General features: G+C 38.3%; 27 protein-coding genes. 23 read left to right on the forward strand and 4 right to left on the reverse strand.

The window, feature by feature from the left end; genetic code table 11:
• Nucleotides 1-10 precede the first annotated feature (10 nt).
• The 6 genes from galU (at nt 11) to HF876_RS04180 (ending at nt 8,316) form a co-directional block, all read left to right on the forward strand.
• Nucleotides 11-874 (forward strand): UTP--glucose-1-phosphate uridylyltransferase GalU, encoded by an 864-nt coding sequence (gene galU / locus HF876_RS04155; RefSeq protein WP_169358801.1) that lies wholly within the window; start codon nt 11-13, stop codon nt 872-874.
• Nucleotides 875-886: 12 nt separating this feature from the next.
• Nucleotides 887-2,107: a glycosyltransferase family 4 protein gene (locus HF876_RS04160; protein WP_169358802.1), complete on the forward strand. Its 1,221-nt coding sequence runs from the start codon at nt 887-889 to the stop codon at nt 2,105-2,107.
• A gap of 79 nt (nt 2,108-2,186) precedes the next feature.
• On the forward strand, nt 2,187-3,230 hold the full coding sequence (locus HF876_RS04165; RefSeq protein WP_169358803.1) for an LCP family protein: 1,044 nt from the start codon (nt 2,187-2,189) through the stop codon (nt 3,228-3,230).
• Between the two features lie 144 nt (nt 3,231-3,374).
• Nucleotides 3,375-5,909 carry an N-acetylmuramoyl-L-alanine amidase gene (locus HF876_RS04170; protein WP_169358804.1) on the forward strand — a complete coding sequence of 845 codons (2,535 nt, stop codon included), beginning with the start codon at nt 3,375-3,377 and terminating at the stop codon, nt 5,907-5,909.
• Between the two features lie 160 nt (nt 5,910-6,069).
• Nucleotides 6,070-6,777 carry an SH3 domain-containing protein gene (locus HF876_RS04175; protein ID WP_169358805.1) on the forward strand — a complete coding sequence of 236 codons (708 nt, stop codon included), beginning with the start codon at nt 6,070-6,072 and terminating at the stop codon, nt 6,775-6,777.
• On the forward strand, nt 6,778-8,316 hold the full coding sequence (locus tag HF876_RS04180) for a SpoIID/LytB domain-containing protein (RefSeq protein ID WP_169358806.1): 1,539 nt from the start codon (nt 6,778-6,780) through the stop codon (nt 8,314-8,316).
• 426 nt (nt 8,317-8,742) lie between these two features.
• Here the strand turns inward: HF876_RS04180 and HF876_RS04185 are convergent, their stop codons facing one another.
• The 3 genes from HF876_RS04185 to HF876_RS04195 all read right to left on the reverse strand — a co-directional run bounded on the left by HF876_RS04185 (nt 8,743) and on the right by HF876_RS04195 (nt 11,071).
• Entirely contained in the window at nt 8,743-9,147 is a 405-nt protein-coding gene (locus tag HF876_RS04185; RefSeq protein WP_205964001.1) for a histidine kinase, read from the reverse strand.
• Between the two features lie 86 nt (nt 9,148-9,233).
• Complete coding sequence (locus HF876_RS04190) at nt 9,234-10,403, reverse strand: CAP domain-containing protein (protein WP_169358807.1); 1,170 nt, start codon at nt 10,401-10,403, stop codon at nt 9,234-9,236.
• Between the two features lie 32 nt (nt 10,404-10,435).
• Nucleotides 10,436-11,071 (reverse strand): YigZ family protein, encoded by a 636-nt coding sequence (locus HF876_RS04195; RefSeq protein ID WP_169358808.1) that lies wholly within the window; start codon nt 11,069-11,071, stop codon nt 10,436-10,438.
• Between the two features lie 139 nt (nt 11,072-11,210).
• Between HF876_RS04195 and HF876_RS04200 the strand changes: the two genes are divergently transcribed.
• Together HF876_RS04200 and HF876_RS04205 are read left to right on the forward strand one after the other, a co-directional pair.
• On the forward strand, nt 11,211-12,356 hold the full coding sequence (locus HF876_RS04200) for a sensor histidine kinase (RefSeq protein ID WP_169358809.1): 1,146 nt from the start codon (nt 11,211-11,213) through the stop codon (nt 12,354-12,356).
• Nucleotides 12,357-12,393: 37 nt separating this feature from the next.
• Entirely contained in the window at nt 12,394-13,068 is a 675-nt protein-coding gene (locus tag HF876_RS04205) for a response regulator (RefSeq protein ID WP_169358810.1), read from the forward strand.
• 390 nt (nt 13,069-13,458) lie between these two features.
• Here HF876_RS04205 and HF876_RS04210 read toward each other — a convergent pair whose 3' ends face one another.
• Nucleotides 13,459-14,379 (reverse strand): NERD domain-containing protein, encoded by a 921-nt coding sequence (locus HF876_RS04210; RefSeq protein ID WP_169358811.1) that lies wholly within the window; start codon nt 14,377-14,379, stop codon nt 13,459-13,461.
• 134 nt (nt 14,380-14,513) lie between these two features.
• Between HF876_RS04210 and HF876_RS04215 the strand changes: the two genes are divergently transcribed.
• The 15 genes from HF876_RS04215 to flaG all read left to right on the forward strand — a co-directional run bounded on the left by HF876_RS04215 (nt 14,514) and on the right by flaG (nt 25,913).
• Entirely contained in the window at nt 14,514-15,095 is a 582-nt protein-coding gene (locus HF876_RS04215; protein ID WP_205964002.1) for a nuclear transport factor 2 family protein, read from the forward strand.
• 107 nt (nt 15,096-15,202) lie between these two features.
• Entirely contained in the window at nt 15,203-16,054 is an 852-nt protein-coding gene (locus HF876_RS04220; RefSeq protein ID WP_169358812.1) for a DegV family protein, read from the forward strand.
• Between the two features lie 296 nt (nt 16,055-16,350).
• Entirely contained in the window at nt 16,351-17,391 is a 1,041-nt protein-coding gene (locus HF876_RS04225; protein ID WP_346764027.1) for an ATP-dependent helicase ComFA, read from the forward strand.
• An 83-nt stretch (nt 17,392-17,474) separates the two neighbouring features.
• The gene (locus tag HF876_RS04230) at nt 17,475-17,996 is read left to right on the forward strand and encodes a ComF family protein (protein ID WP_169358814.1); all 522 of its coding nucleotides are present in this window, start codon (nt 17,475-17,477) and stop codon (nt 17,994-17,996) included.
• Between the two features lie 46 nt (nt 17,997-18,042).
• Nucleotides 18,043-18,450, forward strand: coding sequence for a TIGR03826 family flagellar region protein (locus HF876_RS04235; protein ID WP_169358815.1), 408 nt, complete (start codon nt 18,043-18,045; stop codon nt 18,448-18,450).
• A gap of 176 nt (nt 18,451-18,626) precedes the next feature.
• Nucleotides 18,627-18,890: a flagellar biosynthesis anti-sigma factor FlgM gene (flgM, locus tag HF876_RS04240; RefSeq protein WP_169358816.1), complete on the forward strand. Its 264-nt coding sequence runs from the start codon at nt 18,627-18,629 to the stop codon at nt 18,888-18,890.
• A 13-nt stretch (nt 18,891-18,903) separates the two neighbouring features.
• Entirely contained in the window at nt 18,904-19,398 is a 495-nt protein-coding gene (locus HF876_RS04245; RefSeq protein ID WP_169358817.1) for a flagellar protein FlgN, read from the forward strand.
• 12 nt (nt 19,399-19,410) lie between these two features.
• On the forward strand, nt 19,411-20,952 hold the full coding sequence (flgK, locus tag HF876_RS04250; protein ID WP_169358818.1) for a flagellar hook-associated protein FlgK: 1,542 nt from the start codon (nt 19,411-19,413) through the stop codon (nt 20,950-20,952).
• Nucleotides 20,953-20,967: 15 nt separating this feature from the next.
• Entirely contained in the window at nt 20,968-21,843 is an 876-nt protein-coding gene (flgL, locus tag HF876_RS04255; RefSeq protein WP_169358819.1) for a flagellar hook-associated protein FlgL, read from the forward strand.
• A 56-nt stretch (nt 21,844-21,899) separates the two neighbouring features.
• Complete coding sequence (locus HF876_RS04260) at nt 21,900-22,454, forward strand: DUF6470 family protein (RefSeq protein WP_169358820.1); 555 nt, start codon at nt 21,900-21,902, stop codon at nt 22,452-22,454.
• Between the two features lie 22 nt (nt 22,455-22,476).
• Nucleotides 22,477-22,914 (forward strand): flagellar assembly protein FliW, encoded by a 438-nt coding sequence (gene fliW / locus HF876_RS04265; RefSeq protein WP_169358821.1) that lies wholly within the window; start codon nt 22,477-22,479, stop codon nt 22,912-22,914.
• Between the two features lie 4 nt (nt 22,915-22,918).
• Nucleotides 22,919-23,128, forward strand: a complete 210-nt coding sequence (gene csrA / locus HF876_RS04270) for a carbon storage regulator CsrA (RefSeq protein WP_169358822.1) — start codon at nt 22,919-22,921, stop codon at nt 23,126-23,128.
• Between the two features lie 173 nt (nt 23,129-23,301).
• Nucleotides 23,302-24,150 carry a flagellin Hag gene (hag, locus tag HF876_RS04275; RefSeq protein WP_169358823.1) on the forward strand — a complete coding sequence of 283 codons (849 nt, stop codon included), beginning with the start codon at nt 23,302-23,304 and terminating at the stop codon, nt 24,148-24,150.
• A 457-nt stretch (nt 24,151-24,607) separates the two neighbouring features.
• On the forward strand, nt 24,608-25,426 hold the full coding sequence (gene hag, locus HF876_RS04280; protein ID WP_169358824.1) for a flagellin Hag: 819 nt from the start codon (nt 24,608-24,610) through the stop codon (nt 25,424-25,426).
• A gap of 124 nt (nt 25,427-25,550) precedes the next feature.
• A complete protein-coding gene (gene flaG / locus HF876_RS04285; RefSeq protein WP_240949616.1) occupies nt 25,551-25,913 on the forward strand; it encodes a flagellar protein FlaG in 363 nt (120 codons plus the stop codon).

Genomic DNA, 25,913 nt, shown 5'->3' on the forward strand with positions numbered 1-25,913 from the left:
GGTGAATTATATGATTAAGAAAGCAGTCATTCCTGCAGCGGGCTTTGGTACACGGTTTTTACCAGCTACAAAAGCATTGCCAAAAGAAATGCTTCCTATTGTAGACAAACCAAATTTACAATATATAATCGAAGAGGCTATTGCTTCTGGTATTGAGGATATAATTATCGTCACTGGACGAAACAAAAAATCTATGGAAGACCATTTTGATAAATCTATTGAATTGGAGCTATTGCTTAAAAATACGGGCAAGCTAGAGTTATTAGAACAAGTGGAAAACATCTCTAACTTAGTGGATATTCATTACATGAGACAAAAAGAGCCACTTGGACTAGGACATGCGATTCTTTGTACTAAGAAATTTATAGGTAACGAGCCATTCGCAGTATTGCTTCCAGATGACATCATCGACTCAGAAGTTCCAGCGCTTCAACAAATGATTGCCAAGTATGAGGAAGTACATAGCAGTATTTTAGGCGTAAATGAAGTTCCAAGTGAAGATGTAAACAAATATGGAATTGTCGATTATAGTGCAGCGGAAAACAACTTATACTCAGTTAAACGACTAGTAGAGAAGCCTGCTGTTGAAGATGCTCCTTCCAATCAGGCTATAGTTGGTCGCTATATTTTGACTCCTGGCATATTTGAAGAACTTGAAAAAGTACAGCCGGATGCAAAAGGTGAAATTCAGCTTACAGATGCTATTGATGCCTTACTGAAAAAAGAATCCATCTATTCTTATATGTTCGAAGGCAAGCGTTACGATGTTGGAGACAAGTTTGGATTTTTGCAGGCAACATTTGACTTTGCATTAAAGCGTGACGATTTAAAAGAACCATTACTTGCTTACTTGAAGAATAAATTGAAAGATTAAACGGTGATTGCGATGCGTATTGTATATTTATGTCAACATTTTCCACCAGAAACCGGTGCACCTCAAATTCGTGTGTATGAAGTAAGTAAGGAATTACTTGCTCAAGGACATGATATTCAGGTAGTAACCGCGTTTCCTCATCATCCACATGGAATTATTCCAGATGAATATAAAGGGAAAAAATATGAATTTGAAAAGTGGGATGACATCCCGGTTCACCGAACTTGGATTTATCCATCTAAAAAGGGCTCGTTTTGGAAACGCCTTATTTCCTATTTTTCATTTACCTTTAGTTCGTTCTTTGGGTTAATGAAAACAGGTAAAGTGGACGTTATTATTGTCAATTCTCCACCGATCTTTCTAGGATTGACTGGGTTAATTGGGGCAAAACTAAAAGGAGCCAAGTTCGTTTTCAACGTAGCGGATGTTTGGCCAGAGTCGGCTGTTAAGCTTGGGCTTGTAAAAAATAAAATGTTTATTAAGCTTGCAGAAATTCTTGAATCCTTTCTTTATAAGCATTCCTGGAAAATAGCTACTGCCACGGATGGTATTAAATCGTACATCATTAACCACTCTCAGCCAGAGGAAAAAGTATTTGTATTACCTAATGGGGTTAATACAAAGTTCTTCTATCCTCAGGAAAAGAATGAAGAGTATGTAGAAAAGTTTGGCCTACAGGGTAAGTTTGTTTTTGCCTACGGAGGAAACCTTGGATACGCTCAAGGGCTTGAGTTTATTTTGTATGCAGCGAAAAGAATGCAGGAAACTGTTCCACATGCTCACTTTCTTATCGCAGGAGCAGGACCAGAAGAAGAAAAGCTTCATAAGCTAAAAGAGGAGCTTGGTTTACAAAACACTACGTTTTTGGGACATCTCCCTCTAAAGGAAATGCCAAAATTATTTTCAGTAACAGATGTAAGTATAGTTCCACTTCGTGACATACAATTATTTGAGGGCGCACGTCCATCGAAAATTTTCCCTGCAGCAGCATCTGGAGTACCAGTGCTATATTGTGGTAAAGGGGAAAGTGCAAAAATCATTACTGAAAATAATATAGGATTAGTAGCTCAACCAGAAAATGTTGACTCAATGTCTGAAAAAATGTTTGAATTTGTAGAAATGAAGGTAAATGATAGAAAAGCTATGGAAGAAAACGGTAGACGATTAGCAGAAGACGAATATAGCTGGACTACAATTGTAAATGACTTGTTACAAAATATTACTCAAAAGTAATATTCTTTACGATATACACCATCCGTTAAATTATGTATAATTGGTAAGATAAAATTTAAAAGTAAAGTAGGGAATTATTATGACTACTTCACGTCAAAACAAGAGAAAAAACAAGACGAGAAGAAAAATTTTATATACTGTACTGATCGTTGCGATGGTGTTATTGTCTGGAGTTATCGTATTTGCTACTAATTTGTCGTTTCAGACAAAGAACGCTGTTAACAAAATCTATGAGCCACTAGATCGTGAAAAGGAAGAACAAAACGAGGCAATAGAGAAGTTCGACAATGCGAAGGCAGAAGATTCAGCGTTTACTATTTTATTGGCCGGTATTGAGAATGAAGAAAAAGCTAAATACGGCCGTTCAGATGTGCTTTTAGTTGCAACAGTAAATCCTAAGACAAATAAGATATCCATGGTAAGTATTCCACGTGATACAAGAGTTTATATTCCTGACCTAGGGTATAACGATAAGATTAACCATTCCTACGCGAATGGTGGTATTAACTATACGATCAATACAATTGAAGAAATGTTAGATATTCCGATAGATTACTATGTTTCCACAGACTTCCAAGGCTTTGAAGATATCGTTGATACGGTAGGCGGGATTGATGTAGAGGTGCCGTTTACATTTAAAGCACAGTTAACAGGTAGCTTAAAGTGGAAAACATACACAGAAGGTCCTATGGAACTTAACGGTAACGAAGCTCTTGCTTATGTACGTATGAGAAAAAGTGATCCGCAAGGTGACATTGGTCGTAATAATAGACAAAAGCAAGTAATTAAAGAAATAATTGATAGAGGCACGAGCATATCAAACATTACTAAAATAGATGATATGATTGAAGATATAGGAAATAACGTGAAAACTAATATTCCTTCTTCTGAATATCTTGGTCTAATTAAGACATACCAAAAGATTAAGTCTTCACCAATCGAGCAGCTTCAGCTTAAAGGGGTAGATGATACACGTAGAGGCGTCTATTATTTCATTCCAGATGAAGAAGGTTTAGAGGAACTTAGTGAGCAACTAAAACTAAACTTAAAGGATTTCGGTAATAATGCCCAAACTGATTCAAAAAAATCAACTAAAGTAACTGATTTAACAATTGGAGAGTAAAATGAGGAGTCCATATGGACTCCTCATTTTACTCTTTTTTCTATTCCCAGAGGAAATTCCACATCTATTAATACATTTGTTGGATTGTTTTCTATCATTTTCTGGATTAAAATGTAGAAAATACACGTTTTCAGGGAGGAAAAAATGAAAAAAGTAATCGCATCATCTGTTTTAGCAACTTCTGTCCTTTTGCCCATTAATCTTCTGACAAGTGATACAGTTCATACGTATGCTGCCTCGAACACAGCAATTGCGTCTACTCAACAATCTACGAAAGCTTTAATTACAAACAACAACGTCAATATAAGAAAAGGTGCTACAACTAGCTACAATAGCATTGGAAAAGTCCAAAATGGACAGCTAGTTACTATAATTGACCGCTTTACAAATGCTAGCGGTGAATTATGGTATAAAGTGAAAGCCGATTCTATGACCGGTTGGGTTATTAGTGATTATGTAAAAGAGGTTTCAAGTGCAGTAGGGGGGAATTCGACTGTTAATGGAAATTCTTATGTCGGTTCTTCACAAAAAATAGGGAAATCCGCAGCTAATATGAGAAGTGGAGCCACTACTTCCTATAAACTATTATCTACTATTCCAACTGGTACTTCTTTGAAAATTTTGGGCAGCTTTACAAATGCTCAAAAAGAGGTTTGGTTTAACGTAGAATATCAAGGGAAAAAGGGCTGGGTTCTTTCGGAATTATTTTTACTTAGTGCCACTAACGGAGAAACTGGTACCTCTATGAAGGTAGTAAATCAATCGACAGTCCATAAAGGGGCAACTAAAAGCTATGCCACAGTTGCTACTGTCAAAGCAGGCACTACATTAACTGTTCATCAAGAGTTTACAAATGCCGCTAAAGAAAAATGGATGCAAGTAACCTATGCAACAGGGAAAAAAGGTTGGATCCAAGCTACTGCTTTTGAAGAAGCAACAAGTGACTCTAAGACAGTTGTGAAAGCTTCTACTGTACATTCAGGGGCAACTAAAAGTTATAAAGTTGTGGCAACTGTTAATGTAGGAACAAAGCTAGCAGTCCATCAGGAATTTACAAATGCTACAAAAGAAAAATGGTATCAAGTAACTTATGCAACGGGCAAAAAAGGCTGGATATCTGGGGAAGCATTCGATAGTGTTTCTACTTCACCAGAAGCTCCACCAACTGAAACACCGGATAATGGACAAGTTATAGAACAAAATACGAATCTAGTAGTTTCTGTTTCTGTAGCAAATATGCGTTCAGGCCCTAATATGTCTTATGACGTTGTTACTCAATCTAGATTAAACGACTCTTTTATCTCTACCCATTATGCATTAGATACAAACAATGAAAAGTGGTACAAGGTTGGCACAACTAGTGGGGAAGCTTGGCTTCATGAATCTGTAGTAAACGTTGTAGATAGTACGATAGAGCCCCCAGTAGTCACTCCTGGCAATGGAGAAACTGGAACTATTAAACGATTTAATGCTTTAGTTTATGCAGACAGTAAGTTCAATTCCGCCGTATTAAAGGGGCTCCCTATAAATACAGCTTTTACTGTGCTAAATAAAGTGAACGGTACAGATGGGACTAATTGGTTACATATTAAAGCAGGAGCAGTAGAAGGCTGGATTCCTGACTTTGAGGTAAGTGATAGCATTCCTACAAAATATGCAACAAAAGCATCTACTGTATATAGCAGTGCAAGTGCAACCTCTAAAAAGGTAGAGTCTGTCACAGCTAGCTCTCCTTTAAGAATCTTACGTTCTTTAAACAGCTGGTTGAACGTAGAAACGCAAAGTGGAAAACGCGGTTGGATTCAATCATCTTTAGTTTCCGATGCATCACCGGTCTCTCTTATTAATGGTAGAACGGAAGTACGAAACGGACAAAATTATTTAGTATGGACTAAACCTACTAATTTTAAGATAACTTATACAATGCCATCTGCAAATGTATTAAAAATTAACGGCAATCTATCTAGTATTAATACAATTGCTTCCGGATTAAAGGGAGTAAAAAGTATGAAGGTAGATCAAGTATCTGGCGGCACCTCTGTATTAACTGTTACCTTTGATCCTAACTATACTTATACAATAAGAGATTACGATAAAGAGTTAACGATTAAGGTAGTTGCCAAAGGATTAGCTGGTAAGAAAATCATTATTGATGCAGGTCATGGAGCTAAGGATCCGGGAGCAGTAGGTCCTAAAGGTACTAGAGAGAAAGATGTCAACCTCGGCACAGCTAAATTCTTGAAGGCAGAGCTAGAGGCAGCAGGTGCGATAGTAACCTTAACACGTAGTACCGATGTATTTTTAGAACTAAAAGAAAGAACTGATATTGCTAATGCTTCTGATTATGATGCATTTATCAGTATCCATGCAGATTCTTATACGTCAACGTCTAGAGGAACAACTACTTTTTATAATACATCTGTCAACTTTAATGGACCTAAAAGCTTTACGTTAGCGAAGAGCGTTCAAGCAAATCTTGTGAAAGAGGTTGGTACGTACAATCGAGGAGTAAAACAACAATCCTTCTATGTAAACCGTATGAATGAAATTCCATCGGTATTAGTAGAACTTGCCTTCCTTTCTAATCCTTCTGAAGAGGCATTATTAGCTTCAGATGCTTTCCGTAAAAAGGCTGCGGTAGGTATTCGTAAAGGATTACAAGACTTCTTTAATCAATAATTGTTAAGTAATAGGAAATAGTGCCGATAATACTCCTAGGAATGATTCCTAGGACATATCGGCCATTTTTTTGGATAATTTCTTTGTCGAAATATTGGGTCATTAGTCATTAGTCATTTCTAGCGATAAAACAATAAAAAGATAGGAAGGAAGACAAAAAATGAAAAAGAAAATACTTACAACGATTGGTGTTGTTTTAGGCTTAAGCTTTCTAATTGCAATTAATACACCAGCCTCTACAAAGGCAAATTCTAATCTACTATTAGCTTCGGTTGATTGGGTGCAATCTCAATTGAATCCGTTAAATTCAAAAGTAACCATTTTAGAAAAAAAAGTTGCTGAGCAGGAAGCAATGATTAATCTACTGCAAAAAGCAGTTTCAGAGGGTGGTACAGTAATTCCATCAATTCCATCAACACCTGAAGCACCAACACCTGGTACTTTACCTTCAGTAGTATATACAAATGCTAGCAGCGTGAAGGTTCATAGCGGAGCTACACGTAATTACAAGGTGCTTGCAACATTTACAGCAAACAAAGCATTAAATGTAATTGATCAGCACGGTACGGGCGCAAACCTATGGTACCGAGTAGAAGTATCTTCAACTGTAAAAGGGTGGGTTCACTCTGGAGATGTTACAACAACAAAGCCAAGTAATGTAACACCAAGCGCTGTCATTACAAAAGAAGCAGTAAACATTCGTAAAGGGGCTACAACTAGCTATGCTTCTATCGAACTAGTAGTAAAAGGAACTTCTTTAAAATACATAAGTTCTTTTAAAAATGCAAAAGGTGAAACGTGGTACAATGTTCAATCCCCAAAAGGAAACAAAGGTTGGGTACTAAGTACGTTAACTGAGGTGAGATAATTGAATAAAAAATTTGTAGCAGTATTAGCGGCAGTTTCATTAAGCTTTGCGTCAGCCAATACAGCACTTGCATACAAGCAGGAGACCTATTCGAAGCAAATACAAGTCGAGGTACACAATACCTTTACAACTTCTTTGACTTTAAATGGTGTATATAAGTTAGAAAATCTTACAACCAAAGAAATGTTCTTTGCAATGCCTGATACACCTATAACGTTTTCTCAGGTGAATGGAGAGGTTTCCATTTATCAAATGGGGGCATCTATGTATTCTTCCCAAGGCTATGCCTTACATGCTGTGACAGGAAATGAAAAAATAGTTGTTTTTAGAGCTCCTGTTGAAGGCAGAAAGGGTGCAACCGCTGATTATGGGGTTGTAAAATCCTATCAACCGTTCCAAGGGGCAAAATATGTAACGGAGTTTACAAATGGGAATGGAGAGCTTTGGTACTCCATTACGGACGAACAAGGGGTATCCTCTTGGGTCCCTGCTAAAGACGCAACTTTGTCATCAGTCGTCTCGCAGCCACTTGGAAAGACACCAAACGGCACGCAATATAGAGGAAGCTTCAATGTAGTTAAATCTGGATCCAATGTACAAATTGTGAATAGACTGGATTTAGAAAACTACTTAAAGGGAGTTATTCCAAATGAGTCTCCTGCATCTTGGCATTTAGAAGCGCTAAAAGCTCAAACGGTAGCAGCTCGTAGCTACACGCTAAGCAAAGCTGGTATTTTAAGTAGCACGACTAAAGATCAAATGTATAAAGGCTATACATCCGAGCACAAAAACTCAAATGCAGCAGTTGATGCTACGAGGGATTTAGTAGTTAAATATAAAGGTAAGCTTGTACAGGCTTACTATTATTCTACTAGTGGTGGTAGAACAGCGAATATTGGTGATGTCTGGAATTCTACACAGGTACCACAGTTTGTATCAGTCGATGATTCGATTGAACAATCTCCTTACAAGAACTGGTCTGTTCAAATTCCAGTATCTAATATTTTGACGAAGTTTGGTTTTAGCCCGACTGATCAGCTATTGGATATTAAGCTGACAAAAGGTGGAGCAAATGGTGAAGTAACAGCCGTAACAGCTGTAACCTCGGCAGGAGAGAAAACTATTACAGGCAATGAAACAGTAATGCGTAATGTTTTCTTAGATGCAAGCAACAAATCCTTGAAGTCAAGCTGGTTTGACGTTGCGTTTACAAAACCAACTGGTGGGGGAGTAAATGATATTACTGTTCAACAGGCTAATGGTACAGTTCCTGTGGATTCACTAACTGGTGTTTCGGTTCAAACAGCTAACGGTATTGTAACGATTCCAGAAGGATCAGTAAGCATTCAAACTAGCAGCGGTGCTGTGAACACAGATACTGTTCAAACAGGCATTCAATCTGTGACAGTCAACGGGAAAGGCTACGGACATCGTATCGGTATGAGTCAATATGGTGCCAAAGCACGAGCAGAAGCTGGCTGGACATACGATCGCATACTCAAGCACTACTATCAGGGTGTAACGATTGAAAAATATTAACAAAACGAAAAAAGCAAGAACGTTGAGAAATCAACGTTCTTGCTTTTTTATTTCAAAATGAATAAGAATGAGACTATGCAACGCTTAGGGGTTGATTAAACTTCAATGTGGGGGACAATACTATGCTAATTTGCCATATTATATAGAGTTTACCCCTGATATGACAACTTTAGATTTTGTAATCTCTAACATAAAAGTATTATTTTCTTTAAGAATTTACTTATTCTTCGATTGTAGCGGCAGGCGGCGACTCCAACGGGATGAGTGAGACAGATAAGACATCACAACCACGCGCGTTAGCGATGGGTGATGGCTTATCGCTCACCCCGTGGAAAGCGTCCGCCTAAAGCGAAAATCGGCTATTTCTCATTTGTGATTCTATAAATTATCCTACTGTTTCGGACAAGAAATATGATAAGAGTTCTACTAGTCTTCGCTTACATCCTTTTTATCCCACAAGCTAAACAATAAATATATTGCAGCTGTAGCAATAGCGAAAATTACAGCTCCCGTTACGGGCAAGTAGATGGAATCTAGGAAAAACGAAACGGCCATAATGAGTATAAATGATACAATCATATAACTAAAAAATTTATGGAACTTCTGATGATTTTCCGATTTACCTTCAATCAAAGCATCCACAAACATAATTATGACGAACTCAATAACTCCATAAATGAAAATCAACCAAATTAGATTCGACCAATGATCATATTCAATGCCAACTAGCAATAATACTCCAATTTCTGCTGCCATGGAGACAATAAGTGTGCCAAGAACACCAACTATTACTATTAATATACCAAATGCGGTTCCTAAATTTTTTTTCATATAATTTCCCTCGTTATTCGTGATGTCATTTAAAAAGAGTGTAGACAAAGCCAAAATACGAGACTTTGTCTACACTCTACTAGCTATTAAGGCTTTATAAAATTTTGAGTGTAATAAGGAATGGAGCCATGTGTCCATTTCACAAAGTAGACACCCACTCCTACATGGGTGTAGGCAGTGTTTATTACATTTTTTCGATGACCTAGTGAATTCATTAATGCTTCATGAGCAAAATATGGATCCGTGTATCCCATCGCAATATTTTCTCCGGCATTTCTAAATTGTACGCCGCCTTTTTCTAAACGGTCAAAAGGTGACTCACCTTTAAGATTATTATGATTAAAATAATCGTTCTTGCCCATATCCGCACTATGCTTGCGCGCTACATCTGCTGCCTTTGGAGCCGATTGTAAAACTTGAACGCCATGAGCTTTTCTTTCTGCATTGATTAAATCAAATAAAAGATTCTCGTAGCCTGTTTCTAGTGTTGTAGACTTTTTGGGATATAAATTTGGATTATTGTTTATTAGTTGGTAGTCTACTAAGTAAATAGCTGAGATTTTATTGTCATTATGGACGTCTATGAAGAAGTTTGCTTCATATTTTGGTGTAGAGTAAGTAATAATCTCTACTGGGTACGTATTTCCACTTGTTTCATAGCTTTTACCAAATTTATTCTCGAGCTGACTGATTGTATTGGAAACGGAAATTCCGTTAACTTGAAAGCTTTTATCCTTTGTATATAAAGAAGATATTTTATTGCTAAGTGTACTGATTGCATAAAATTTGTCGTAATTGTTATGGTATATCCCAGTAATTGCTCCAAATTCGTTAGCGACAGTTTTCTTCGCAGCACCGAGCTTATTAGTGACTGTTGAAATGGAATCGCTAATCATAAAAGAAGTTGTCGGAGCAGGTGTGCAATTTAATTGGCTAAGTTTAGATTTAGATGGTGTCTGATAAAGAATCGAAGCATCGTCCTTAATCACTAATCCGCCACCAAGGTGGTAATATGTGGACTTGTTAGCATAGACTCGATAATTATCTCCAGGCTTTACTGTTCGGAATGGTTCAAAGTTGCCGTTATTGTTTTTATAAATCGTTGTCGGCTGTTGGATAAGCACTCTACCAATCTGTCCTTTTTTCAGCTCAACGCCATCCCAAGTGACTTTATCTGGACAATCAGCTGCAAAAGTAATTGCAGGAGCAATACTTAAGCCGAATAGTAACACGAGTAAAATTGAGAATTTTTTCATCTTTTTCCATCACTCCTCTACCTAATTATAAATCAAACGACATCAAACTCCAAAAATACTTTTTCGACAATGTCGATTTTTGCCTGGCCGTTTGTTATTTCTGTTACCCACTCTAAAAATTTTAACTCATCTTCGGCTTTGGTGTATACATATATTTCCACTAAATCTGCGTAAGCGATATCCTTTAGAGGATAGACTGAGTTTCTAATTTCATTTTCAACTTTTCCTAGCCAGGTATAATCTATAGAAATTTTCATTAAATGATGGAGCTGACATTCTACTTCGCCTGCTGCCTCGATGCCTTCCGTAGTCGCTTTACTATAAGCCCGAATTAGGCCACCACCCCCAAGCTTAATGCCTCCAAAGTACCGTGTAACCACTACAACAGTATCTTTAAGTGATCTTTTCTTAAGGACTTCAAGCATTGGAACCCCAGCAGTACCACTTGGTTCGCCATCATCATTCGCTTTTTGAATGTGATCATGCTCGCCAATTATGTAAGCAGAACAGTTATGATTAGCATCTTTATGCTTTTGTTTGATACTATTAATAAAATCTTGTGCTTCATCTTCTGTCTCAGCTCGTTGTATATAAGTTATAAATCGGGACTTTTGAATAATAATTTCACTTTGTGCGTATCCCTTAATTGTTTGATAATTGTTTCTCATAATAAATTTCCCTCCTAAATGCTTTGAAACATACTTGTAAACTAATTTTAATTTAATTTTAGTTAATTAGTGCTATAATAGAGTTTGTCAGTAAAAATGAATGAAGACTCATGTTAAATGTCTAAAGGAGAAAAAACAGATGACGAACAAGAATCTTGAATTGCAATCGTTAGATGTTATTTTCGATCGAATGGTCGAAGTAATGGATCATTCGAAAAAGGATATATTTATTATAAGCGAACAAAGTCGTCAAAGCTTCGAGGAAATGAAAGTTGAGTTAGAAATAATTCGCGGAAGCATTGAGGCTGTCATTCTAGAAGGAGACTCGCTTGAGGCAAAGTCGAGACTTGCTCGTAATAGATTAGCAGAGGTTTCGAAGAATTTTAACTCATACGATGAACCGCAAGTACGTAGCGCTTACGAAAATGCAAATGAGCTTCAAATTAATCTTTTAATCAAACGTAATGAAGAAAAACAACTGAGACAGCGTAGAGATGAACTAGAAAGAAGGTTGCAAGGACTATTAGAAATGATAGAACGTGCAGACCAGCTTGTCAATCAAGTCAACATTGTCATCAACTATCTTACTTCAGATTTAAAGGAAGTGGGAGAAGCACTTGAAAACGCAAAAATTAAACAGGATTTTACACTGAAAATTATTGAAGCACAAGAAGAAGAAAGAAAACGCCTTTCACGAGAAATCCATGATGGTCCTGCCCAAATGCTAGCAAACGTGTTACTAAGAACTGATTTAATCAATCTTACGTATCAGCAGCGTGGTGGAGAAGAGGCCATGAAGGAAATTATCGAATTGAAGAGCACTGTGCGCGAAGCACTTTCGGAGGTACGTCGCATTATTTATGACTTACGCCCAATGGCCCTAGATGACCTAGGTTTAATCCCGACGCTCCGAAAATACATTGCCACTACGGGAGAATACAATCCCACAAAGAAAATACATTTTCAAACATATGGAGAAGAAATACGAATTCAGCCTAAATTTGAAGTAGCCATTTTCCGTTTAATCCAAGAATGTCTGACGAATGGACTAAAACACGGTCAGTTTTCCGAAGCATGGGTGAAGGTAGAATGGGTGAAACATAAGATGAACATTATCGTAAAGGATAATGGAATCGGTTTTGATCCAAAAGTGGTAAAAGAAAAATCATTCGGCTTGATCGGTATGCAAGAGAGAGTCGATTTACTAGAGGGTTCGATGAAAATTTTATCGACCCCAGGAAATGGAACTACTATTTTGTTTAGTATTCCAATAAATGAGGAATAGAAACTATAGCTGTTTTTTTAATAGGAGGAAATGACCAATGACAAAAATTATCATTATAGATGATCACCAACTTTTCCGTGAGGGAGTAAAGAGAATACTAGATTTTGAAGATTCATTTGAAGTAGTAGCAGAAGGTAGCGACGGCAACGACGTTCTACGCTTATATGAGCAAAACTTACCAGACGTAGTGTTAATGGACATCAACATGCCAACCAAAAACGGCGTAGACGCTACAGAAGAACTAATTGAAAAATTCCCAGATGCAAAAGTAATCATGCTTTCTATCCATGATGATGAATCTTACGTATCTCACGCATTGAAAACTGGTGCATTAGGCTATATGTTAAAAGAAATGGATGCTGTGGCAATCGTTTCAGCGATCAAAGTAGTAGCTAAAGGCGGCTCTTACTTACATCCAAAAGTAACTCGTAATCTAGTATCAGAATTCCGTCGTCTAAGTGAACGCGAAAACAAAGGAAACTTCCACCAAACGGAAATCCGTCGCCCATTCCACTTATTAACGAAGCGCGAATGCGAAGTACTACAATTGCTAACTGACGGACAAAGCAACCGTACAATTGGAGAAACACTATTCATCTCCGAAAAAACAGTTAAAAACCATGTATCCAGCATTCTTCAAAAAATGAACGTAAATGACCGTACCCAAGCCGTAGTAACCGGCATCAAAAATGGATGGGTTGAAGTTCGATAATACTATAATAGATTAATATCGTGTGTAATATGTATGCCCCTCCAGATTTTTTTGCTGGAGGGGTTTTTGGTTTTGGGGAAACAGAATTTATAGGGCACAGGTAAGAACCTTGCGGAAACGGGAGACAACCTTGCAGAGATGAGTGAGAACCTTGCGGAGACGAGATAGAACTTTGCAGAGATGGAGTCAAACCTTGCGGAGACGAGCACAAACCTTGCACAAACGAAAAAATCTTGTGAAGACGTGTTAGAACCTTGCGGTGATGAGTGGGAACCTTGCAGAGACGAGATAGAACCTTGCAGAGATGAAGTCAAACCTTGCGGAGACGAGCACAAACCTTGCACAAACACAAAACCTAGGTGATGCCCTAATAATTGCTCGCTCCCCATCTTATTCTTTCCAAACAAAATATCTTTTCCGACCATTTTCATGGCCTTCTATATTTGTAAAACTATTTAATAACCTCGATGCTGTATAGGGAGAGTTTACTAAACAAAAATGTTGGAAATCTTTAACGGTCATTCTGGATTTCACTAGTAAAAAGTATTCTCTAATTGCTACCTTATGAGCCCCTCGATCAGTCTTCCCACACTTCCCACATTTCCATGTAGAGTAGTGCCGCTCCATCCCCAAAACCCCACACCTTGGACACTCGACTCCACGCACCAAATCTCCCGGAGCGATTCGATAATACTCGCATAAAGGCGGCATGACATATGGTGATAGACTTCTCGCGATTAAAGAAACAATCTCATTAAACTTACCCAGTTTAATTGGCTCGGCCAATCCATTACCATGCATTTGATAGATTCTCTCGATCATGCTTTCTAGTTTGAAAATTGGATAGTTGGAGGGTTTTTCGCGGATGCGACTGGACTTGGCGGTCATGATGATGGCACCGGTCACCTTCATGGTGGGGCACACGTCTCGTAGAAATTCTTTTAGGAAGCGGATATGACGCGTTAATTGAAAATAGGGGTTGGGAAAGGGAGTTTCAATTCCGTCTACTTCTTTATAAAACTCTTCGTCTTTAAAATACAAATTGCCGTTCATGTTTTTGGACTCGATAACCATACAGCAGCGGTCACTCACTATTAAGCAATCAATCTGTATTTTCCATTCCTCTAACAGCAAGCCAACATTTGAAAATACATGATAGTTTCCTTCTAATCTTAATTCCTCGAGCTTCCCGAGTAACCGATCTTCACCGCGCTCGCCTGCTTCACTCCGCCGAATATCCTCTGTCACGAACATAAATTGGTCGTGCTCACATGACAATCTTTTTAATAAAATCTTCTGTGTTGGGTACAATAAACTTATTCACCTCCATTCTACATATATCTTACTTCAAACGTCTGAAAATTTCATTATTTTGAATATCGAAACTTATTCGTTGAGTTTTCGTCCTAACTATGACAAAATAACCAACAGCAGGAGGGAAACAGATGAGACTTATAATACAAGGACTTACTCTTGCGGCACTTACACTAGTACTTGCTGCATGTAACGATAAAGAAGAAGTAAATTCAGAGGCGGGATCTGTAAATGATGGTGCTCCATCACAGTCAGAATCAGCACTAGACCACGGCGTCAAGGACAAATCAGACGTAGGCTTCGAAATGTCTTCTGACGGAAATGTGGAAGAGGCAGCCAATGTCCCTGAAAAGGAAAAAACGGCAGTATTAAATGCATTCAACGAATATATCGAAGCATTTAACGAAGAGAATATCGACCGTTACCTGAGTGTAATCTCTAAAAAACCAGAGGGCTTCAACTATGAGGACGATAAAAAGATGGTAATCGAAACCTTCGAAAACTATGATACGGTACGTACAGCCGAAGATGTGACTATTATCGAATATAATGATAAAGAGGCGCAGGTTTACTCTAATCTTCATATTGCCCTTCATGAGCCAGGGTCAGGTGCAAAGCTTGATCGAAATGGTCGCCAGGTGACTGTTTTTGCGAAGGAAGAAGGCAAATGGTTGGTAACAAGTGTCTATTTCATAGGCGAAACATCTGAATAATGAACCACTTCCCCAACGTATATGATAAATATCATGGTTGGGGTCTTTTTATGCTTTCTTTTCCTATCCAGATTAAGTAAACTAGAGTTAGGAGAGTGATTTCTTATATGACGAAAACGGTAGTAGTAACGGATAGCACAGCGTATATCCCTGAAGAAATACGAGCAAGCTTGAATATTCAAATGGTTCCTCTAAGTGTCGTGATAGGAAACGAGACTTATAGAGAAGAAATAGATATTAATACAACAGAATTTTACGATAAAATCAGAAATGAAAAAGCACTTCCAAAAACCTCACAACCGTCTCTAGGAAACTTCGTAACCACCTTCGAAAATTTGGAGAAGGATTATGACTCCATCATTTCGGTTCATCTATCTAGTGGTATCAGCGGGACATTAGCTGGAGCAGAACAAGCGGGTGGAATGGTAGAAGGAATCGATGTCCACACATTCGATACAGAGATTTCCTGTATGGTACAAGGCTTCTACGTAATACGTGCTGCCGAAATGGCACAGGCAGGAGAAACGCCTGAAGCAATTCTTCAAGAGCTGAACAAAATGAAGCAATCCATGCGTGCGTATTTCATGGTAGATAACCTGGATCATCTTCACCGCGGAGGTCGTCTAAATGGCTTTGAGCGTGTTATTGGTTCAGTTCTTCAAGTGAAACCAATCCTTCATTTTGAAAATAAAGTCATCGTTCCTTTTGAAAAAGTTCGTACGCGCAAAAAAGCGATGAAGCGAATTGCAGACATGCTAGAAGAAGACGCTAAAAAATACGATAAAATCAAGGCTACTATCATTCATGCAAACAACGAAGAAGAGGCTAATGCATGGAAGATACTTCTCGAGGCAATCATGCCAAACGTTGAATTTACGATTAGCTACTTTGGACCGGTTATCGGTACGCACCTTGGAGAAGGATCCATGGGGCTAGGCTGGTACCACGTCGAGTCGTAATGATGAACGAGCAATTACAACAATTTCTCACTGGACGAATATGGCTTCGCGCACATACATCATTTCCGCGCGAGGTCATTGACGACCATATCCACAGCGGCCACATTCACCTCAAGCCAGGAATTGAAACAATACATTCCCACTCAATATTCCAATCAAACAAGTACATCTGCAATCGATGCCACAACATAAACCCATCCCTATTTTACTCATTTCCATGTTCCCGTTGTAATCAAACCTGTACCTATTGTCGCCATTGCATCCGCATGGGACGAGTTAGCAGCTGTTCTGAGCTAATGACGTGGGTAAAAGAGCCAGCGAAAGGAACGACAAAGGACGTTTTTAACTGGAACGGTCAGCTAACGCCACTTCAGCAAAAGGCAAGTGAGGAACTTCTACGAAGTGTCCAAAACAATCAATCTCACCTCTTGCATGCTGTTTGTGGAGCAGGTAAAACGGAGCTGCTCTTCCCGTCGATCTATGCCTCTCTACAGGCCGGTAAACGCGTATGTGTTGCTGCGCCAAGAACAGATGTCATTTTAGAGCTGTTTCCCCGATTCCAAAAGGTATTCCCAAAAACAATTATTCATGCACTCTATGGAGGAGCCCCAGACCAGGAAGGCTTTGCCACATTAGTATTAGCAACAACCCATCAGCTATATCGCTTCGAGCATGCGTTTGACGTTGTCTTTGTAGATGAGGCGGATGCTTTTCCGTACTACGCAGACAAAACGCTCCAGCAGGCGGTTATCAAAGCAGGAAAGCCAGAAGCGGCTATTCACTATGTGACTGCCACGCCCACAGATTCCCTTCAAACAACTAACCAATCCATTCTCTCTATGCGTTATCACGGGTATCCTTTGCCAGTACCACGATTCGATAGTCTTTTTGGGTATACGAAACAATTAAAAAAGGGAAAGGTACCAAAAAAGCTGCAACAATGGATAGACGATAACATCCAAAACAACATCCCATTTCTCGTATTCCTGCCAACGATAGAAATGCTTGAGCAATTCCCAGGAGACCTGCCTAGGGTTCACGCAGAGCATCCAGAACGTAAAGAACGAGTGATGCAGCTTCGAGAAAAGAAAGTACCTGGGCTATTGACCACTACGATTTTAGAGAGAGGGATAACGATAGAAAATGTTCATGTTGCGGTAGTGGGAGCAGAACAGGCCATTTTCACTGCTAGCGCACTAATTCAAATAAGCGGGAGAGTAGGGCGTTCAAGCTCCCACCCTGATGGTGACATTGTGTTCTTTCACCATGGGGTCAGTCACGCGATGGATGAGGCAAAGGACGAGATTGAAAGGTGGAATGAGCTATCGTTTGTTTAATTTGTGGCAGTAAGTTTACGGTTCCTGCCACTTGGAGAAGGTTATTTCTCTATGAAACGGAGAGTGCTTGCTGCGACCGGTGCTTGCAGAAATTTGAAAAAGCCGATACGGTATTTGATTTCTCAGATTTTATTGGAACGACATACGAGGGGGCTGTCGATCGAGTGACCTCCATTTTTACTTATAATGAAGCGATGAAAGACTATCTTCACCAATATAAGTTTCTACAGGATGTTGCACTTGCTAATGTTTTTGCAGGGGAATTAAAAGCAATACCTATGCATGGAATAGTAGTCCCCATTCCAATGCACCCAGAGAAGTTAAAGGAAAGAACCTTTTCTCAAGTGGAGGAGTTATTAAACCATGCAGACATAGCATTCCAAAATCTCCTTACGAAAGTTAATTCCAGCGAGCAAGGGAAAAAGTCGAAAAAGGAACGCTTGGAGGCTGAGACTTTATTCGAACTAATCCACGAAGTAGAACCAACACACTATATTTTATTTGATGATATATACACGACTGGCGCAACGGTCCATCAGGCAGCCAAGTTATTGGAAGATGCTGGTGCAACGAGCGTGGAGGCCATCACTTTAATAAAAGGCTAATCTGCCGATATAATACATAACGAGCAGAAATAGTGGAGGTATGGTCATGGGAGAGCTAAAGAATTGTCCGACATGTGGCGAGTTTTTTAACTATACTGGGTTAAGAGAAGTATGTAATCCTTGTGCAATGAATGAAGAAAAGCAATACGAGATTGTTTATCGATTTCTAAGAAAACGAGAAAATCGTGCAGCTACCGTGAAACGTATTGTAGAAGCAACCGGAGTGGAAGAGTCACTTTTACATAAATGGGTTCGTAAAGGGAGACTACAGCCAGCGATGTTCCCGAATCTTGGGTATCCTTGTGACAGCTGTGGTAAATTGACTCAAGTAGGAAAGCTCTGTGGGAAATGCACAGAGGAGCTAAAGTCAGGTTTACGTCAGTTCGATGCAGCAAAAGAATTCCGAGACAAAGTAAATAACCAAGAAGCAGTCTATTATAAGGATCAAAAATAACTCTCACCTAGTGTGGGAGTTTTTTTGTAGTTCTATATGCTTAAAAAAAGTTTCTGATGCTCTTATAATAAGACTCTTTGCCTATTCCAATCATTTCCTTCAAAAGAACTCTAAACACTCGCGAAAATAAACCGAAATAAACAATAGACAATTTTATGAACGAAAGGGGAATGTATATGAAAATCACCAACCATGGTGTTAATCAAATCAATCCATACCAACGTAATCAAATGCAAGTAGGAAAAACTCAGCAAACGATGAAGCAGGCCGCTGACCAATTAGAAATCTCATCCGCAGCAAAAAGCATGCAGACGAAATCTCCAGTGGAAGTAGAACAGGCGGAACGTGTAGCAGCTATTAAAGCAGATATCGAAGCAGGCACTTACAAAGTGGATGCGAAGCGGCTAGCTACAAATATTTTAAAATATTATCAAATCTAAAGGAGACCCGAGCATGTCCATCGAAAATATTCTGCACTCTCTAACGAACTTAAATATGCTTCACAAAAGTTTATTAGACATTGCATACAAAAAAACAGAAGCAATCAAAACGGGGGACATGGACAGTCTTAACAAGCTGCTCAAGGATGAGCAAGCGCACGTAGCCGGTATTTCTCAGCTAGAGCAACAGCGTCAATTAGGGGTAACGGATTACCTTCGAGCAAAAGGAATTGCTCCAATCGACAACCCAACTGTAGCCCATGTCTTAGAAAACACCAACACCGAGAAAGAAAAGGAGCAGCTAAGTGCTGCACGAAACCAGCTTCTTCTCACATTAGGAACACTGAAAGACCAAAACGACCTAAACCAAAAGCTAACATTCCAATCACTACAATTCGTCAATATGACGCTAGATATGCTACGACCAAAGCCAGACCAAATAAACTACTCGAAGAACGAAGTAAAAGGCCCTTCCAAGGATAAATCATACTTCGATTCACAAGCTTAAGGAGGCTAACCCATGCGCTCCACATTTATGGGACTAGAAGCAAGTAAACGAGGACTGTTCACACAGCAGTCTGCTCTTTATACAACAGGACACAATGTATCCAACGCTAACACACTTGGCTATTCTCGCCAACGAGTTAACATGGAAGCTACTTTAGGATATCCAGGTACAGGACTAAATGCACCAAAGACACCAGGTCATATTGGAACGGGTGTACAGGCGCAATCGGTGCAAAGAATCCGTGATACTTTTATTGACCGCCAATATCGACAAGAATCTACTAAGCTCGGTTATTGGGAATCTAAGTCGAACGCTATATCACAGATGGAGGATATCATGTCAGAGCCATCTGACTTTGGCTTAAATGAGTCTCTAGATCAGTTTTGGAAGTCCCTTCAGGATGTAAGTACAAACCCTGAAAATGCTAGCTCACGAAAAGTGGCTATCCAAAAAGGTATTGCTGTAGCCGAATCCTTTAACTATTTGAGCAATCAGCTAACAGATATTCAAGAAAATCTTAAAAATGAGATTCTCGTATCTACAAACGATATAAATTCAATACTGGAACAAATATCTTCTATTAATGAGCAGATTCAAGCAATTGAACCGAATGGTTACATGCCAAATGATTTATATGATACACGTGACGTCTTAATTGATGAGCTATCCCAGTACTTCCCAATTGACATCTCCTTTGATAAATCAGGGGGAAATGCATTATCGATAGCGGAAGGATCCGTTAATATTTCTATTAAGACAGCTAATGGTCCTATAAGTTTAGTGACCGGTAAAGAGTTTGCTAACCTAACTCCAAACACTGGTACAACTACCCCTATGACGGATACAGAAGGCTACCAGCCGTTTACTAGCTTTACAGTTACTAAAAATGGTAGCGCTACAGAGATAGAGTACGGTGATTTAGAAGCAAATAGAGGTAAAATGCTTTCTCTTATTGATTCCTATGGATATGGTGCTGTTGCAGATCAATCAGGATTTTACCCAAATATGCTAAAAAATTTAGATGACTTGGCGAAAGCATTTGCAGATGAGTTTAATAAAATCCATGCAGGTGGTCATGCGATGTCTGCAAATACAGGCGTCCCAAATTTCTTTGAATATACAAATGGTGCTAAAGATATTAAGGTAATCGATGCTTATGAAACCGACTCTTCTTTATTCCGTGCTTCTACTGCTGCAGGAGAAGAAGGTAACGGGAAAAATGCACAGGCTTTAGCGAATATGAAGTCCAAACCAATCGCTGGTGCGCTTGGTACTGGAGGCTTGAACGGAGCGACTATCCAAACCTATTACCAATCGATTATAGGTGAGCTAGGGGTATCTGGTGAACAAGCTATTCGACTTGCAACTAACTCATTGACCATTAAATCTACTGTTGAAAATAATCGTGCCTCTCAGAGCTCGGTATCCTTAGACGAGGAAATGACTAATATGATTATTTTTCAGCAGGCGTACAACGCGAATGCTCGTATGATAACGATTGTAGATGAAACGCTAGACAAAATTATTAACGGCATGGGCCGAGTTGGACTATAATAGGAGGTCAATAACATGCGCGTAACTCAATCAATGCTATCAAATAATATGCTACGTAATCTATCCAGCAGCTATAATAAGATGGGTGATTTACAAAATCAGCTTAACACAGGTAAGAAAATTACAAGACCTTCCCAAGATCCTGTTGTAGCGATTAAAGGGATTGGCTATAGAACAGATCTAAACAAAGTAGAGCAATACCAACGAAACCTAGGTGAAGTGAACAACTGGTTAGATAGCTCAGACGATGCTTTGGATCATGTTGGACAAGCGCTTATTCGTGTTCAGGAGCTTGTGACTGATGCAGCGAATGGCTCTAAAACGGCAGAAGACCGCCAAAAAATTCAAGTAGAAATAACACAAATACGTAAACAAATTCAAGACTTAGGAAATACAAAGGTTGGAGATAAGTACCTTTTTACAGGTACAAACACATTATCTCCTTTACACGATGGTACTAATTTTACAGCCACACCTGGGTTAAACAAGGATGTTAAAATTGAAGTATATGATGGTGTAGAAATAAAAGTAAATACGAATGGTATTGACTTATTTCGTGGAATTGATGAAATGATCGGTAAGATTGAAACGTCATTAGGTGACGGCAGTTCTGAAACGGTAATCAGTGGTTATTTAACAGACATCAATACACAACAAAATAGTGTACTAGAAAAAAGAGCTGACATTGGTGCTCGCCAAAACCGAGTTGAGATGATGGAAAACCGTTTATCTTCTCAGGAAATAATAGTTTCCAAGCAACTATCTAACAATGAGGATATTGATTATGAAAAGGTAATCACAGAAATGATTACGCAGGAATCCATTCATAATGCAGCTCTTTCAGTTGGTGCCAGAATTATTCAACCAAGTTTGGTAGATTTCTTAAGGTAATGAATACAAGCGTATGGACAACTATGTTCATACGCTTTCTTTAAAGGAGACTTCAAATGGAATTCCCTAAAATTCAAATTCAAACTACTAGAGCGATTCTAGGTTTAAATATAGAAAAGCCGAAGCAGTACATTGAACAGCCAAAGGCTGAATTGCAAATTCAACAGCCAGCAGCTATTTTGTCCATTGAGACGACAAAGGGCCAATTACAAATAGACTCTTCACAGGCTAGAAGAGATTTAGGCTTGATTGGTCCTCTTGAATCTACTAGAAATTATGCTGAAAAAGGTAAGCAGGCTGTTTTGGACGGGATTGCAAGACGCGCAAGTCAAGGTCAGCAGTTAAAAAGTATAGATAAAGGTGGAAACGCCCTAGCATCTATTATTGCTCAAAATACAAACGTGGAGAAGAAGCCACTAGGCATTAAATTTGTCCCAAGCGTAAACTCAGTCAAAACTAGTTATACAGCTGCAAGTGTGGACATTAACTTTGAAACTAATAAACCTAAAATTGATGCTACAATTAATAAGCCAATCCACGACTATCAGCCAGGTAAGGTTATGGGAGAAATGCTACAAAATCCAACTATTAAAATTGATGTACAAATGTAAGAAAAAGTGAGGAGTTTTATTAATGAAAATTAAAACCGCTTATTTAGGGGAAGTAGAAATAGAAAAAGCCGATATTATTGGCTTTGAGTATGGGATTCCTGGATTTGAAGAGGAAAAAGAATTTGTTCTTTTACCTATAGAGGGGAATATTACGTTTCATGCATTACAATCCGTTCATACGGAAGCTTTAGCTTTCATAGTGACAAATCCGTATACGATAGTAGAAAATTATAGCTTTGATTTGGAGGAATCGATGGTTAAGGCACTTCAAATTAAAGAAGAACAAGAGGTAGCAGTGTTTACAATCGTTTCCTTGAAGGAAACAATCGCGAGTTCGACAATTAACTTGAAAGCTCCAATCGTTTTAAATACAACAAATAAAAAAGCAAAGCAAGTGATCTTAAACAACGAGGAATATTCTATTCGCCACGTCATCTCGGCAGAAAGTTTAAAGGGGTGAACCCATGCTAATACTTTCAAGAAAAGTCGGAGAAACCATTTGGATCGGTGAAGATGTAGAAATAGTCATCACAGAAGTAAAAGGAGATCAAGTGAAGGTTGGAATTAAAGCTCCTAGAAGCATAGATGTAGTTAGGGGAGAGCTAAGAAAAGACGTCTCTGAATCTAATACCGAAGCTGTATTAAAAAATATAGACATACTAAAAAATTCCTAAGAAAAAATTTCTTAGGAATTTTTTTACTAAATCTATTAACATTGGAAAATAACTTCCGATACATTAATTGTAAACAAGGAAGCAGAGTGCCGGCCCTACTTCCAAGTTACATAATCTATTGATAATTGCCTACAGGGACGTAGAGCACAATTATTCCAGGGAGGAAAATTAAAATGAGAATCAATCACAACATCGCAGCGCTTAACACACATCGTCAACTAGGAGCAAACAACACACAAGCTTCTAAAAACCTAGAAAAATTATCTTCTGGACTTCGTATTAATCGTGCAGGTGACGATGCAGCGGGTCTTTCTATTTCAGAAAAAATGCGTGGTCAAATCCGAGGTTTAGACCAAGCTTCTAAGAACTCTCAAGATGGCATCTCATTAATTCAAACTGCAGAGGGTGCTTTAAATGAAACCCACTCTATTCTACAACGCCAACGTGAACTAGTTGTTCAGGCTGGTAATGGTGGTACATTAGCAAATGAAGATCTTCAAGCTATTAAAGATGAAATTGCTGAATTGAACACTGAATTAACTGGAATTTCAACACGTACAGAATTTAATGGTAAAAAATTATTAGATGGTACATTTGCTCAAGACTTTCAAATTGGTGCTAATAAATCACAAACACTAAATTTGACAATTACAGGAGCTGCAGTAGCTGAAGGAGAAACAGCTAAAGGATTCAGTGCAGCTGATTTAGGAGTAAGTGCTATTGCCCCAACTGGTACTAGTGCTCAATTTGACATTGATATCGAGCTTGTAGACACAGCAATCAAAACAGTTTCTGCTGCTCGATCTAAACTTGGCGCAAATCAAAATCGTTTAGAGCATACTATTAATAACTTGAACAACGCTTCTGAGAACCTAACAGCTGCGGAATCTCGTATCCGTGACGTTGATATGGCGAAAGAGATGATGGAGTTCACTAAGAACAATATCTTAACTCAAGCTGCACAATCTATGTTGGCACAAGCTAACCAACAACCTCAAGGAGTTCTTCAACTTCTTCGTTAATTTTCATTTAAATTAATATTTTAATTGCGATCGATATTTATATCGGTCGCTTTTTTTTATTGTTTATACTTTTTGATAAAAATATCAAATATTTATTGAGTTAATATGCTCATATGCTAAAATAAATATTTTAATAATTTTTAATTACTATAAATCAATAATACATTAAATCAATAATAGAATCAAATAAAAATATTATTAAATTAATAAAATAGAATAAAATGCTCAAATTTACTCTCTTTTTAGAAATTATTTATTTTACTATTTATAGGAAATAAATGATATTTAAAATAATAAAATGTTTTTTATTGCAAAAAAGTATTAAAGATTATTAATGTAATGACGATATTAGTATTGTTCAAGGTTATTTGAAGTTCGGCCGATTTAAATAACTATGAAACAATAGACATATAGATCCGCATGGAAGTGGATCTCACAACTCAAGGAGGAAATTATAATGAGAATTAATCACAATATCGCAGCTATCAACACACATCGTCAATTATCTTTTAACAATGCTAACGCTTCTAAAAACTTGGAAAAGTTATCTTCAGGTTTAAAAATTAACCGTGCTGGAGACGACGCAGCTGGACTAGCTATTTCTGAAAAAATGCGTGGACAAATCCGTGGTCTTGATATGGCTTCTAAAAACTCACAAGATGCTATTTCTTTAATCCAAACTGCTGAAGGCGCATTGAATGAAACTCATTCAATCCTTCAACGTATGCGTGAATTAGTCGTTCAAGGTGGTAACGGAGGAACTCTTCAACCTGAAGATTCAGCTGCTATCAACGCAGAAATTACACAACTTAACGCTGAGTTAGATGGAATTTCTTCACGTACAGAATTTAACGGTAAGAAACTTCTTGACGGAAATTTAACAGCTAATATGCAAATTGGTGCTAATGCTGGACAACAATTAGAAATTGCTGTTGGAACAGCTATGAGTTCAACTGGTTTAGCAGTTGACGGTATCGCTCCTGATGGAACTTCTGCTAAATTTGATACTGATATTGCTGCTATTGATGCTGCAATTAATACTGTATCAACTACTCGTTCTGCTCTTGGTGCAAACCAAAATCGTTTAGAGCATACTATTAACAACCTTGGAGCTGCATCTGAGAACTTAACTGCTGCAGAATCACGTATCCGTGACGTTGACATGGCTAAAGAAATGATGGAGTTCACAAAGAACAACATCCTTACTCAAGCAGCTCAATCTATGCTTGCGCAAGCTAACCAACAGCCACAGGGCGTTCTTCAATTATTACGTTAATCTTTTTAAAACTTACGCGTCCGATTTATTCGGGCGCGTTTTTTCGTATAGATTTCTATTAAATATAGACGGATATAGCCGATATAACTGTTAAAGCTAATAAATATAAGGAGGCAAGATCCGCATGGTAAATCACATTTCTGATTCTGCTATGAGTTTATCTAAGAATGTTATCGCTAAAATAACTGGAGCAGAGAAGCAAATAGATGTTACACCAAATAAAACTATTGAAGCTTCACTAGAGGGCGAACAACTAAATTTACCTTCTGAAAAAGCAAAAAAGATGACAGATAGCATGAATAAGTTTTTAGAAACAACTTCTACTGAGCTTCGCTTTAAGTTTCATGAAGAACTAAATACTTATTATGTAACATTGATCGATGCAAATACAGAGGAAATTGTACGTGAAATTCCATCTAAAAAATTGATGGATATGTATGCAGCTATGCGAGATTTTGTCGGATTTTTTGTTGACGAAAAAATATAA

This window comes from Psychrobacillus sp. BL-248-WT-3, assembly GCF_012843435.1.
Taxonomy (GTDB): Bacteria; Bacillota; Bacilli; order Bacillales_A; family Planococcaceae; genus Psychrobacillus.

Bases quoted from the DNA above. Each gene is read 5' to 3' on its own strand.
- HF876_RS04245 (WP_169358817.1), top strand. From the start codon at position 18,904: ATGTCCATCGAAAATATTCTGCACTCTCTAACGAACTTAAATATGCTT.
- HF876_RS04225 (WP_346764027.1), top strand. From the start codon at position 16,351: ATGACGTGGGTAAAAGAGCCAGCGAAAGGAACGACAAAGGACGTTTTT.
- HF876_RS04175 (WP_169358805.1), top strand. From the start codon at position 6,070: ATGAAAAAGAAAATACTTACAACGATTGGTGTTGTTTTAGGCTTAAGC.
- HF876_RS04235 (WP_169358815.1), top strand. From the start codon at position 18,043: ATGGGAGAGCTAAAGAATTGTCCGACATGTGGCGAGTTTTTTAACTAT.
- HF876_RS04195 (WP_169358808.1), bottom strand. From the start codon at position 11,071: ATGAGAAACAATTATCAAACAATTAAGGGATACGCACAAAGTGAAATT.
- fliW (WP_169358821.1), top strand. From the start codon at position 22,477: ATGAAAATTAAAACCGCTTATTTAGGGGAAGTAGAAATAGAAAAAGCC.
- flgK (WP_169358818.1), top strand. From the start codon at position 19,411: ATGCGCTCCACATTTATGGGACTAGAAGCAAGTAAACGAGGACTGTTC.
- HF876_RS04160 (WP_169358802.1), top strand. From the start codon at position 887: ATGCGTATTGTATATTTATGTCAACATTTTCCACCAGAAACCGGTGCA.
- HF876_RS04260 (WP_169358820.1), top strand. From the start codon at position 21,900: ATGGAATTCCCTAAAATTCAAATTCAAACTACTAGAGCGATTCTAGGT.
- HF876_RS04220 (WP_169358812.1), top strand. From the start codon at position 15,203: ATGACGAAAACGGTAGTAGTAACGGATAGCACAGCGTATATCCCTGAA.
- flgL (WP_169358819.1), top strand. From the start codon at position 20,968: ATGCGCGTAACTCAATCAATGCTATCAAATAATATGCTACGTAATCTA.
- csrA (WP_169358822.1), top strand. From the start codon at position 22,919: ATGCTAATACTTTCAAGAAAAGTCGGAGAAACCATTTGGATCGGTGAA.
- HF876_RS04190 (WP_169358807.1), bottom strand. From the start codon at position 10,403: ATGAAAAAATTCTCAATTTTACTCGTGTTACTATTCGGCTTAAGTATT.
- HF876_RS04215 (WP_205964002.1), top strand. From the start codon at position 14,514: ATGAGACTTATAATACAAGGACTTACTCTTGCGGCACTTACACTAGTA.
- HF876_RS04200 (WP_169358809.1), top strand. From the start codon at position 11,211: ATGACGAACAAGAATCTTGAATTGCAATCGTTAGATGTTATTTTCGAT.
- hag (WP_169358824.1), top strand. From the start codon at position 24,608: ATGAGAATTAATCACAATATCGCAGCTATCAACACACATCGTCAATTA.
- HF876_RS04185 (WP_205964001.1), bottom strand. From the start codon at position 9,147: ATGAAAAAAAATTTAGGAACCGCATTTGGTATATTAATAGTAATAGTT.
- flgM (WP_169358816.1), top strand. From the start codon at position 18,627: ATGAAAATCACCAACCATGGTGTTAATCAAATCAATCCATACCAACGT.
- HF876_RS04165 (WP_169358803.1), top strand. From the start codon at position 2,187: ATGACTACTTCACGTCAAAACAAGAGAAAAAACAAGACGAGAAGAAAA.
- galU (WP_169358801.1), top strand. From the start codon at position 11: ATGATTAAGAAAGCAGTCATTCCTGCAGCGGGCTTTGGTACACGGTTT.
- HF876_RS04170 (WP_169358804.1), top strand. From the start codon at position 3,375: ATGAAAAAAGTAATCGCATCATCTGTTTTAGCAACTTCTGTCCTTTTG.
- flaG (WP_240949616.1), top strand. From the start codon at position 25,551: ATGGTAAATCACATTTCTGATTCTGCTATGAGTTTATCTAAGAATGTT.
- HF876_RS04205 (WP_169358810.1), top strand. From the start codon at position 12,394: ATGACAAAAATTATCATTATAGATGATCACCAACTTTTCCGTGAGGGA.
- hag (WP_169358823.1), top strand. From the start codon at position 23,302: ATGAGAATCAATCACAACATCGCAGCGCTTAACACACATCGTCAACTA.